The following is an 11,995-nucleotide window of genomic DNA, read 5'->3' on the forward strand; positions in this document are numbered from 1 at the left end:
AGCCGTTTACGCTTGATGCTCATCAAATAAAAAGATTGCCGGAGTCATCATTTTGGTGTATATTAAGGTCAATTAAGCGCTTAACCTTGTTAAGTTAAGCGCTATACCTGCTATTGGAGGCTGCTATATATGAAAAAAATCCGGTTGACGATGGCCCAAGCATTGCTGCGTTTTCTAGATCATCAATATGTATCCGTAGATGGAACGGAATCGAAATTCGTAAAGGGCGTTATGGGGATCTTCGGTCACGGCAACGTGACAGGGATTGGTGAAGCGATTGAGCGCAGTCCTGGAGAACTAAGCTTCATTCAAGGGAAAAACGAGCAAGGCATGGTTCATGCTGCAACCGCTTTCGCGAAACAAAAGAATAGGCTTCAAATTTATGCATGTACATCCTCGATCGGGCCTGGGGCATTGAACATGGTGACGGCTGCTGCCACAGCGACCGTCAACCGTATCCCGGTACTGCTGCTGCCTGGCGATAATTTCGCATCCAGGCAGCCTGATCCCGTGCTTCAGCAGCTTGAAGTCCAATCGGATTACACGATTTCTGCGGTCGACGCTTTTAAGCCCGTAAGTAAATATTGGGATCGCATCGTGCGTCCGGAGCAGTTGATGCAAGCAGCTATCCAAGCGATGCGCGTATTGACGGACCCGGCGGAGACCGGGGCAGTGACATTGGCTTTGCCGCAGGACGTTCAGGCGGAAGCGTTCGATTATCCGGAATCCTTTTTCGAGAAAAAGGTTCATTATCTGGATCGTCGCCATCCTGCGCCGGATGCGCTGCAGCGGGCGGCCCGATTGATCGCGAAGAAGCAAAGGCCGCTTATTATTGCAGGCGGGGGCGTTCTATACTCGGGTGCTATGAAAGAGCTGGCAGCATTCGCCGAAACGTTCGGCATTCCGGTAGCAGAGACGCAGGCTGGAAAAAGCTCGCTGCCATGGAATCATCCGCTGAATGCGGGAGCTGTCGGCGTTACCGGCACACTTGCTGCCAATCGACTTGCAGCCGAAGCGGACCTCATCATCGGTGTCGGGACGCGGTATTCTGATTTCACGACATCCTCCAAATCCGCATTCCGCAGCGAAGAGGTTCAATTCGTCAATGTGAACGTCAGCGCCTTTGACTCGCATAAGCTGGGCGGCGTATCGCTCACCTGTGATGCGCAAGTCGGATTGGAAGGCCTTCGACATGCGTTGGTTGAGCTGGACTATCATGCAAGCTATGAATCATCCGAAGTTGCAGCGCTCAAGCAGCAATGGGATACGGAGGTTGACCGGCTGTATGCTGCAGAGCACGAAGACGGACTTGCTCAGACGAGAGCCCTTGGCGTAATCAACGAAAGCTTAGGCGATACCGATATTATCGTCTGCGCGGCGGGCAGCCTGCCAGGCGACCTTCACCGTGTATGGCGTTCGGTTATGCCGAAAACCTACCATATGGAATACGGTTTTTCATGCATGGGCTATGAGGTTAGCGGAGCGTTCGGCGCGGCACTGGCAGAGCCTGATAAGGATGTCTATGCCATTCTAGGCGACGGCAGCTATTTGATGCTTCATTCGGAGCTTGTCACGAGCATCCAGGAGGGCCGCAAAATTACGGTTCTGCTGCTAGACAACCACGGCTATCAATGCATTCACAACCTGCAGAGAGGCCATGGCAGCGACGGCTTCGGCAATGAGTTCCGTTACCGTAACGGACAAAACGGCGGCTTAACGGGCAGCTATATGCCGATCGATTTCTCGGCGCATGCGCGCAGCATGGGAGCTGCGGCCTATAAAGCAACGACGGCGGAAGAGCTGAAAGACGCCTTATTGCAAGCAAAGAACGAGCGAGGGACGACCTTAATTGAAATTGCGGTCGTGCCGGGCACGAACACAGGAGGCTACGAATCATGGTGGAACGTAGGCGTGCCCGAAGTATCCGTAAGCGATAAAGTTACAAAGGCCCATAAGGAAATGAAAGAAACGATCGATTCGGTCAATCTTATCTAAACGGGAGCAAAAGGAGAAATCACGAATGGGCAATTATCCTTTCAAGCTAGGCATTCATCCGATCAATTGGGTAGGCGAGGATGTTAAAGAGCACGGAGAGCATACGACTTTCGAGCAAATCGTAGATGAAATTCAGCTGCTTGGATTAACGGGGACAGAGATGGGATGCAGGTTCCCGACTGACCCAGACGTATTGAAGGAGGAGCTCTCGAAGCGCGGCATCCGTTTAACCTCACAGTGGAAAACGGTCTTGTTCTCAGATCCGAGCTATCGTGAGGCGGAGTTAGCTGCTTACCGCGAGCATGCGAAATATTTGCAAGGCATGGGCAGCACGGTCATCAGCACTTGTGAAGGAGGGGGCTCGCTCCATTTCGATGCGCGGCGGACACCGAATGAGAAGGAAGTGCTGCGCCTCGACGAAGCTGGCTGGCAGCATCTAGCCGAAGGACTGAATGCGGCTGGCGCGATCGCGCAGGAGTACGGCTTGAAACTGACCTATCATCATCATGGCGGAACGGTTGTTGAAAGCCCGGATGAGATCAACAGGCTGATGGAGCTTACCGATCCGACGCTCGTCTATCTGCTGTTCGACACCGGTCATGCCTATTACGGCGGAGCTGACCCGCTGCATGTGCTGCGCAAACATTATGACCGAATCGCATATGTTCACCTGAAGGATATTCGGCAGCATGTGCTGGATCGCTCGCGCGCCGAGCAAGCGGACTTCGTAACCTGCATCCGCAACGGGGTGTTCACCGTACCTGGCGATGGCTGCATTGACTTTGAACCGATCATCGGCGAATTAGCCGCCCGAGGCTATGACGGCTGGGCGATGCTGGAAGGCGAACAGGACCCTGCCGAGCATCCCGCATATGAGTATGCGAAGCAAGCATTAAACTACTTGAAGTCGCTTAAAATCACATAAAGGAGGATGCGGCATGCAGCATGTGACTTTCCCAACAAGCAGGACGTTTGACTTTGCAGCCATTGGACGGCTGTGCATAGATTTGAACGCGAATGAAATTAACCGCCCGATGGAAGAGACGATGACCTTTACCAAATATGTCGGCGGCTCGCCCGCGAACATCGCGATTGGAATGTCGAGACTCGGTCAGAAAACGGCTTTTATCGGCAAAATCGCCAACGATCAAATGGGCCGATTTATTGCCAGCTACTTGCAGCGTGAAGGCATTGATACATCAAGCGTTACGGTGGATGACACCGGAGCAGTGACGGGTCTTGCTTTTACCGAAATCAAAAGCCCGTCTGAATGCAGCATTCTAATGTACCGCGACAACGTTGCTGATTTGCTGCTGAAGCCAGAGGAGGTAAGCGAAGAGTTGATCTCGCAAGCCAAGCTGCTGCTGATCTCAGGTACGGCTTTGGCCCAAAGTCCCTCGCGGGAAGCGGTATTCCAAGCGCTTGAATATGCGAAGAAGCATGGAACAGTTATTGCGTTTGATCTGGATTACCGCCCTTATACATGGAAATCCGCAGAGGAGACGGCCGTTTATTATAATCTGGCGGCGGAGAAATGCGATATTCTCATCGGGACGCGTGAAGAGTTCGACCAAATGGAAATGTTCGAATCCAACCCGGAGCATGATGACCGTGTGACGGCCACGAAATGGTTCAGCTATTCCGCCAAAATAGCGATTATCAAGCATGGCAAGGAAGGCTCGATCGCTTACACGAAGGATGGTTCGGAGCATCGTGCGAAGAGCTATCCGGCGAAGGTTATCAAAACTTTCGGAGCGGGCGATTCTTACGCGGCTGGCTTTCTATACGGCGTGATGCAAGGCTGGACGCTGGAGAAAAGCATGGAATACGGCAGCGCGGCGGCTTGTATCGTTATTTCGAGCCACAGCTGTTCGGATGCAATGCCAACAACCGAACAGGTAGAAGACTATATCAAGCGCTGCGAGCGCGGTGAAATTACAGCTTCATAAGCCGAGAGGAGAGCGACAACATGGTAAAAACATTAAAAAACTGGATCGGCGGGGAATGGGTGGAGGCTTCAACCTCCGCAGCGGAGGCGGTTGTTAATCCGGCGACGGAGGAAACGCTTGCGAATGTGCCTCTATCTACGAAAGAAGATGTCGACAAAGCGGTCATCGCGGCAAAAGCCGCTTTCCAAAGCTGGAGCAAAACTCCAGTGCCGAAGCGCGCACGCGTGCTGTTCAAATATCAGCAGCTGCTCGTTGAGCATTGGGAGGAGCTGGCTCAGCTCATCACGAGAGAAAACGGAAAAAGCTACAACGAAGCATATGGCGAGGTGCTGCGCGGCATCGAATGCGTAGAATTCGCCGCGGGAGCTCCGAACCTGATGATGGGCAAGCAGCTGCCAGACATTGCCTCTCATATTGAATCAGGCATGTACCGGTATCCGATCGGCGTGATCGGCGGAATTACCCCGTTCAACTTTCCGATGATGGTGCCTTGCTGGATGTTCCCGCTCGCCATTGCATGCGGCAATACCTTTGTTCTGAAGCCGTCGGAGCGTACGCCGCTGCTTGCAGAGCGTCTTGCGGAACTGTTCGATGAAGCGGGCCTGCCTGCCGGCGTGCTGAACATCGTGCACGGGGCGCGTGATGTCGTGAACGGCATTCTGGAGCATAAAGATATTGCTGGTGTATCGTTCGTTGGCTCGCAGCCGGTTGCGGAGTATGTGTACAAAACCGGAACGGCGAATGGCAAGCGCGTGCAGGCTTTGGCCGGCGCAAAAAATCACTCCATCGTGCTTCCAGACGCTGATCTTGATCTTGCTGTCAAAGAAATCGTCAGCGCCGCTTTCGGCTCGGCGGGCGAACGCTGCATGGCCTGCGCAGTCGTCGTGGCGGTCGGTGAGGTTGGCGACCAGCTGGTAAGCAAGCTGACAGATGCCGCCAACCGCATTACGATTGGCAACGGCATGACAGAGAATGTGTTTCTCGGTCCGGTAATTCGCGGCGCTCATAAAGAAAGAACGCTTCATTATATTGAAACGGGCGAACAGGAGGGTGCTTTGCTCGTTCGCGATGGGCGCAAGGATTCGGCTGCTGATGGAGCAGGCTACTTTGTCGGGCCTACGATTTTTGATAACGTCGCTTGCGGCATGAAAATTTGGCAGGACGAGATTTTTGCTCCCGTACTGGCCGTCGTTCGCGCAGCTACGCTCGAAGAGGCGATTGCGATTGCTAACGAGTCTGATTTCGCTAATGGCGCCTGCTTGTTCACGACAAACGGCAGCAGCGTAAGGCAATTCCGCGAGACCATCGACGCAGGCATGCTCGGCATCAACTTAGGCGTACCGGCGCCAATGGCGTTCTTCCCGTTCTCAGGCTGGAAAAAATCATTCTATGGCGATCTCCACGCGAACGGCACCGATGGCGTTGAATTCTATACACGCAAAAAAATGGTGACGGCACGATGGTAAGCAGCCGGGTTATACATTCATGCAAAGCGAAGCGGGAGGAATAGCGAGATGGCGAAGAAAGTAACGATCGGCATTATCGGAGCAGGGCGCATTGGCAAAATTCATGCCGACAACCTGCTCCGGCTGCCACAAGTGCAGATTACAGCGGTAAGCGATCTGTTCGCAGGTCCGGAGCTTATTGAATGGGCGAGTGAACGGGGAATTGCCAAAGTAACGAAGGACAGCTCCGATATTATCAATGACCCGTCGATCGACGCGATATTCATTTGCTCCTCGACGGACACGCATGTTCCATTGATTAAAGAGGCGGCTAAAGCAGGCAAGCATGTATTCTGCGAGAAGCCGCTCAGCATGGACATTGGCCGGACTGAAGAAGCCGTTCAAGCGGCGGAAGAAGCGGGAATCAAGCTGCAAATCGGCTTTAACCGGAGATTTGACCATAACTTTAAACGCGTGCGCGAGCATGTGCTCATTGGCTCGGTAGGTACGCCTCATATTGTGAAAATCACCTCGCGCGATCCGAATCCGCCGCATGAGGACTATATCCGAGTGTCCGGCGGCATATTTATGGACATGATGATTCATGATTTCGACATGGCGCGCTACCTGACGGGCAGCGAGGTTACGGAGGTATACGCGCAAGGCGGCGTTCTTATCGACCCGGTATTCGGCAAATACGGCGACGTCGATACGGCAATCGTTACGCTTCGGTTCGAGAACGGAGCGCTTGGTGTCATTGACAACAGCCGCCAAGCTGCTTATGGCTACGATCAGCGCGTAGAAGTGTTTGGCTCCAAAGGCAGCGTCGCTGCGGGCAATGACCATCCGAACACAACGGAGGTTAGTTCGGCAGAGGGCGTTACACGGGACAAACCGCTTCATTTCTTTCTCGAGCGCTATAACGAAGCGTACATCGATGAAACAAGACAGTTCATAGCGTGCTTGGCAGACGGACAGCCGCTGCCCGTTACGGGCGAGGATGGCGTTAAAGCGGAGATGATCGCATTGGCTGCCAAGCTGTCGCACCAGCTCGGGCGGCCGATCAAACTCAGCGAAGCCGCCCAGCTGAAACGGGAAGCTGAAGGGATGGAGAGCCATGTCTAGGTTAATTGTTAGGCCTCATGCGCCGGACAAAGACGGCATCGTCCTTGCTGTTTCACCGGAGTCTGCCGGCTGGGAATACGTCGGGTTTGAGGTAGCGAAGCTTGAAGCGGGCCAGTCGCTGCAGCGCGATACCGGCAGCCTTGAATATTGCCTTGTGTTTTTGTCCGGCATCGCGAATGTAGCCACGAAGGAGCAGAGCTGGGATAATGTCGGGGAACGCATGAGCGTATTCGAGAAAATACCCCCTTACTCGGTATACGTTCCGAATGGGAACAGCTTCGAGGTGACGGCTAAGACTGCGGTGGAGCTCGCAATTTGCAGTGCCCCAGGCAAAGGCAGCTTTAAGGCGCGGCTTATCGCACCATCGGCTTCCGCTCAAGAAAATCGCGGTTATGGGAATTTGGAGCGGCAGATCTATAATATTTTGCCAGAGAGCGAGCCTGCGGACAGCCTGCTGGTTGTGGAGGTTATCACGCCGGAGGGACACTGGTCCAGTTACCCGCCCCACAAGCATGACCGTGATGCCATGCCGGAAGAGTCGCTGCTGGAAGAAACGTATTATTACAAAATCCAGCCCGAACAGGGATTTGCCGTACAGCGTGTCTATACCGATAACCGATCGCTAGACGAGACGCTGATCGTAAAGAACGGCGAAACGGTGCTCGTGCCGGAAGGCTACCATCCCGTATCCGCCCCTCCAGGCTATGAAGTGTATTATTTGAACGTGATGGCGGGACCTACTCGTGCTTGGAAATTCACCAATGATTCGGAGCATGCGTGGATTATGACGAAGCCGGAAGACCGCAAGTAAAGCTTGCCGAAAACGCGAATAGTCTTGCAGAAGAGCACAGGTAAGTCTTTTGCAACTGAAGATTGCACGAATCTTATTCACATTCTACGATAAACGAAAAGACTGTCCCAATAAGCAGTTTTTGCAAATACTTGCTTCCAATTATGTCCGTATATTTGGTAGATAAACAGAATCTTCAGCTCCGCTTTAATAGTGGCGCTGAAGGTTTTTTTGTGCTTTCTGTGGGATGGATCTGCTCTGGTTTATCCGCCCGATTTGGCCTGTTGTTTCGTTCTTATAAGAAAATCGTTTATCCGCCTTTTGGTAGGGGTGAATATTTTTCATCCTCCTCAAATGCGTTAATGCTGCGTTATACTCCAATTTGGAAACAGCGGGTCGAAGCGCTTCGGTTTCAGACCTAACGTGAAGAAGCTGATACATAAGGAGAATGAATGATGGACGGATTAGCAAGAACGATGAAGAAACCAACGCTTATTGTGCTGATAGCGCTTATGCTGCTTGTAAACAACATAAGCTTTCCCACGCCGATCGTGACGGCTTTGGCCGCAAATCCGTTGACAGCATCCGCAGTGCTCGGATCCTCAAGCGTCGAGGCGGGAACGGGGGCCGCGGTAAACGTTAGCGTGAAAGCGGCAGAACAGACGGATGTACTGATTGACGTGGAGTTTTTTGACTCCTCGCTTAAAAACGTAGGCAAAGTGTTTGTTGACAATATAAAGCTGGAGGCTGGGGTGGAGCGAACGGTCCCGCTTGTATGGCATGTACCGGCAAACTTGCCCGCGGGCCAATATCTGGTGAGCTTCGGCATCTTCGGCGCAGGCTGGGGAAGCGGCGTGAGCAAATGGTTTCCAGGTGCGGCGACGCTAACGGTAACGGGAGGAGCTCCGGTGCTCAGCTTCTCATCGCAAGCACTGGCATCGCCTTCAAGCGTAATGACGGGCGGCGAGATGAGCATCGATGCTTCAGTGACAGCAAGCGAATCAGCGGCTGCATTCGTCGAGGTCAGTATTGTTGAGCCGAGTGGAACGAAGGCGAAGGTGCAGTCGTTCACCGAGTCGTTTACGGACGATCAGACGAAGCAATTCCCGCTGGCATGGACCGTTCCGGCGAATGCACAGACGGGCATATATAAGGTTGAGATCGGGGTATTCAGCCCGGACAAAACGAAGACCTATATGCAGAATCAAACGGCAGCGCAGTTTTCGGTAGGCTCTGCGTCGCAGCCTGTACCCGCCATACCTGCGAACGTGAAAGCTGCAGCAGGCGCAGCAGAAATTACCGTGACATGGGACGCGGCGGAGCACGCGACCTCATATGACATTGAGGTTGACGGTACGCTTGTTAATGACGCTGGCACTGTTTCTTATGTCCATAAGGTTCTGCAGCCGGATAGCGAGCATACGTACAAAGTAAGAGGCAATAACGGCAGCGTCATCGGACAATGGAGCGGGCTAGTTAAGGCAAAGGTTCTTCCCCCAAGCAATGATTCGGATGCCATTAAAGTCGTGACAGCGACCGGCAACAACGCCAAAACCTCGTCAATCACGACTAAGTTTAAGATGGCAAACAAAGGGAAGACACCAATCCAATTAAAGGATCTGCGCATTCGTTACTACTTTACTGCGGACTATGCAGGCGAGGATGAGAAGGAGTTCGCGGTCGGGTTCTACAGCATGGTGAAGTGGAGAACGGTTCTGAAAGAGAGCATGAATGCGCATATCGTGAAGATGCCGATTCCTTCCGCAGATGCCACTCATTATCTGGAGATTGGCTTTACGGAGCAATCGGGTGCAATTCCGGCGGGCGAGGAGCTGGCATGGAATGGCTGGTTCAATAAAAGCGATTGGTCCTCGTTCAATCAAGCGAATGACTATTCTTACCTGCATTCGTCTACAGAGCAGGAAAGCTCCAAGACGATTGTTTACAAGGGCGGGACACGTACATGGGGAGCTGAACCGGTGCTGCTCGATATGCCATCCTTCCCGGTGAATGTCAAAGCCGCTCCGAATGATACTTCTATTACGCTAACTTGGGATGCTGTAGAGGGAGCGACCGGCTACGAGGTATATGCGGACGGTGTGACAACAAGGGTTGCAGATCCTTCCTATGTCTATGATTATCTGAAGCCGGGTACTCTGCATACGTTCAAGCTTAGAACGATTAAGGATCAAACAGCGAGCTTATGGAGCTCGGCGCTTACCGTTAAAACAACGGGTGAGCAGCAGCTCCCTGCGCCATCAGGCATACGGGCAGAGAAGACGGAAAGCTCGATTAAAGTGAGTTGGAGGGCGCTTCAGGAATTGGTGACCGGCTATGATATTGAAATTGATGGGACGGTCATGCCGTTAGAATCGACGTTGTTCTATACACATAGCGGTTTAACAACAGCTTCGCTGCACACTTATCGGGTACGAGCGAAGGATGGGAGCACGTTAGGTCCATGGAGCGACCGAATTAAAATCAATACGCTTCGCACGCCGACGGGCGCCTTTGACGTGGATTTCCGTATCGACCCGACAGCCGAAAGAGCTCCGATCAGTCCTTATATTTATGGCTCGAACGAGGATTTGACGGGGACAGAGAACATCACTGCAAGAAGAGCGGGCGGCAATCGGTTCTCTGCGTACAACTGGGAGAACAACGCTTCCAACTCCGGAGATGATGCGGGGTTTGTAAGCGACTCATTCGTACCTTGGTATTACGGCGGCATTCCGGTATCCGAGAGCGCCAAGTGGAATATCCCGGGGAGCGCGGCAATCGGCTTTCACCAGAAGTCGCTCGAGAAAGGCGCCTATACGCTGTGGACGCTGCCGACGGCAGGTTATGCGGCGAAGGACAAAAACTCGCGGGTAACCAAAGCCGAAACTGCGCCATCGAATAGATGGATCGATGTGAAGGCAGCCAAAGGCTCGCCGTTTAGCTTGACTCCGGATTTAAATGATAATGTTGCTTACAACGATGAGTTCGTTAACCTGATGGTCAAGCGGTTCGGCCTTGCATCCTCAGGAACTGGAATTAACGGCTATTCCATCGATAACGAGCCGGGACTATGGAAAAAAACGCATGCCTATATGCATCCGGAAGCGACGAAGGGCTCTGAGGTGCTCAGCAAATCGGTTGATCTTGCCAAAGCGGTCAAACAGGTCGATCCAAGCGCTGAAATGTTCGGCCCTGTATCCTACGGCTTCAGTGATGCCTATATGGTCGACAATAAGGAGGAATGGGAAAAAATCAAAGGCAATTATCGCTGGTACTTGGATTATTACTTGGATAATATGGCCCGTGAATCCCGCAAGGAAGGCAAACGGCTGCTCGATGTGCTGGATATTCACTGGTACTCTGAGGAAATGGGCGGAGGAACGCGAATTACGAGCACCGCTCTCGATAAGCATAACCTGGAGACGCACAAGGTGCGCGTCCAGGCTCCAAGATCGCTTTGGGATCCAAGCTACCGAGAGAAGACATGGATTGGGGATTGGTACAGCGAGTTTCTGCCGTTGATATCGGCCATGAAGAAGTCGATAAACACGTATAACGAAGGCACCAAAATGGCGTTTACCGAATACGATTTCGGCGGAAGCCATCATGTGTCAGGCGGTATTGCGCAGGCAGACACGCTCGGCGTATTCGGCAAGCAAGGGCTGTACATGGCGAACTATTGGAACATGGCGGGAACGTCACGTCTATCGCAAATTCCTTACTTGTCCTCCGGGTTTCGAATCTTCAACAACTACGACGGAAACCATTCGAAATACGGTGACACGAAGATAGCTGCCGATACGAATGACATCGAGAACAGCTCAATCTACAGCTCTGTGTTCAAGGACAGCGACAACAATCTGCACATGATCGCCATCAATAAAAACTTCGATTATGACATGAATGCGTCGTTCACGATTGGCGGGAATACGGCCTACCAATCTGCCCGAGTGTGGGCGTTTGACGAGAGCAGTCCGGCAATAACGGAAAGAGCAGGAGTGGCAGAAATTAGCGGGAATTCGTTTACGCTGAGCATTCCGAAGCTGACCGTCGCGCATATCGTGCTTTCGGCGGAGAGCAGCTCGTAAAATTGTATATGGCGCAAATTCAAAAGGCTATGGCCGCGAGGCCATAGCCTTTTGGGCTGGATGGGCGAGTAGGAGCCTTATGCCTTACAGCGGCTTGTGCATTTTAAAATTGACGAGCTTAATTCCTTTGCGCTCAACCTCCTGAGCGAGAACGACGCGGTATCCGCGGCTCTCGAAAAACGGTTTGGCGGTAATGCTTGCTTCCGTATCGATTTCGACCATGCCTGCATGTCTTGCGGCTTCTTCGAGACGGGTGACTAGAGCAGATGCAATGCCTTGCCTTTGAAAATCTTTATGAACATATAGACGGTCCAAGCGGCCATGCGGAGTCAAATCCGAAAACCCAACGAGCTTCCCGTCGATTTCGGCGACGTAGGCAATATTTTGCCGCATGGATTGTCCCCAAATTTGCAATTTAAGCGGCTTATCGTCCTGAGATGCCCAAGCATCAAGCTGTTCTTGCAAATAGTCTCGTTTGTTAACCTCATGGACCGTTTCGTAGAACAAGGAAACAATAGCATCGATATCCGTATCGGTAAAAGTTCTAATTTGCATCATTAATCCTCCTTAGACGGCGGGGAACCCGCTTGAATGCTTGCTTAT

General features: G+C 52.4%; 8 protein-coding genes. 7 read left to right on the forward strand and 1 reads right to left on the reverse strand.

What is annotated here, in order from left to right:
• Positions 1 to 129: 129 nt before the first annotated feature.
• The 7 genes from iolD to FHS16_RS25750 all read left to right on the forward strand — a co-directional run bounded on the left by iolD (position 130) and on the right by FHS16_RS25750 (position 11,392).
• Positions 130 to 1,995 (forward strand): 3D-(3,5/4)-trihydroxycyclohexane-1,2-dione acylhydrolase (decyclizing), encoded by a 1,866-nt coding sequence (gene iolD / locus FHS16_RS25720; protein WP_183569586.1) that lies wholly within the window; start codon positions 130 to 132, stop codon positions 1,993 to 1,995.
• A 25-nt stretch (positions 1,996 to 2,020) separates the two neighbouring features.
• Positions 2,021 to 2,920, forward strand: coding sequence for a myo-inosose-2 dehydratase (gene iolE, locus FHS16_RS25725; RefSeq protein WP_183569588.1), 900 nt, complete (start codon positions 2,021 to 2,023; stop codon positions 2,918 to 2,920).
• Between the two features lie 13 nt (positions 2,921 to 2,933).
• Positions 2,934 to 3,944, forward strand: a complete 1,011-nt coding sequence (gene iolC / locus FHS16_RS25730) for a 5-dehydro-2-deoxygluconokinase (protein WP_183569590.1) — start codon at positions 2,934 to 2,936, stop codon at positions 3,942 to 3,944.
• A gap of 20 nt (positions 3,945 to 3,964) precedes the next feature.
• Positions 3,965 to 5,410 (forward strand): CoA-acylating methylmalonate-semialdehyde dehydrogenase, encoded by a 1,446-nt coding sequence (locus FHS16_RS25735; RefSeq protein WP_183569592.1) that lies wholly within the window; start codon positions 3,965 to 3,967, stop codon positions 5,408 to 5,410.
• A gap of 48 nt (positions 5,411 to 5,458) precedes the next feature.
• Positions 5,459 to 6,514 (forward strand): inositol 2-dehydrogenase, encoded by a 1,056-nt coding sequence (iolG, locus tag FHS16_RS25740; RefSeq protein ID WP_183569594.1) that lies wholly within the window; start codon positions 5,459 to 5,461, stop codon positions 6,512 to 6,514.
• Positions 6,507 to 7,325, forward strand: coding sequence for a 5-deoxy-glucuronate isomerase (gene iolB / locus FHS16_RS25745; RefSeq protein WP_183569596.1), 819 nt, complete (start codon positions 6,507 to 6,509; stop codon positions 7,323 to 7,325). The genes iolG and iolB overlap by 8 nt, the downstream gene beginning before the upstream one ends.
• A gap of 431 nt (positions 7,326 to 7,756) precedes the next feature.
• Positions 7,757 to 11,392 (forward strand): glycoside hydrolase family 44 protein, encoded by a 3,636-nt coding sequence (locus tag FHS16_RS25750; RefSeq protein WP_183569598.1) that lies wholly within the window; start codon positions 7,757 to 7,759, stop codon positions 11,390 to 11,392.
• 84 nt (positions 11,393 to 11,476) lie between these two features.
• Here the strand turns inward: FHS16_RS25750 and FHS16_RS25755 are convergent, their stop codons facing one another.
• Positions 11,477 to 11,947 carry a GNAT family N-acetyltransferase gene (locus FHS16_RS25755; protein ID WP_183569600.1) on the reverse strand — a complete coding sequence of 157 codons (471 nt, stop codon included), beginning with the start codon at positions 11,945 to 11,947 and terminating at the stop codon, positions 11,477 to 11,479.
• Positions 11,948 to 11,995: the final 48 nt, after the last annotated feature.

It is taken from the genome of Paenibacillus endophyticus (genome assembly GCF_014192395.1).
In the GTDB taxonomy this organism is placed as follows: domain Bacteria; phylum Bacillota; class Bacilli; order Paenibacillales; family Paenibacillaceae; genus Pristimantibacillus; species Pristimantibacillus endophyticus.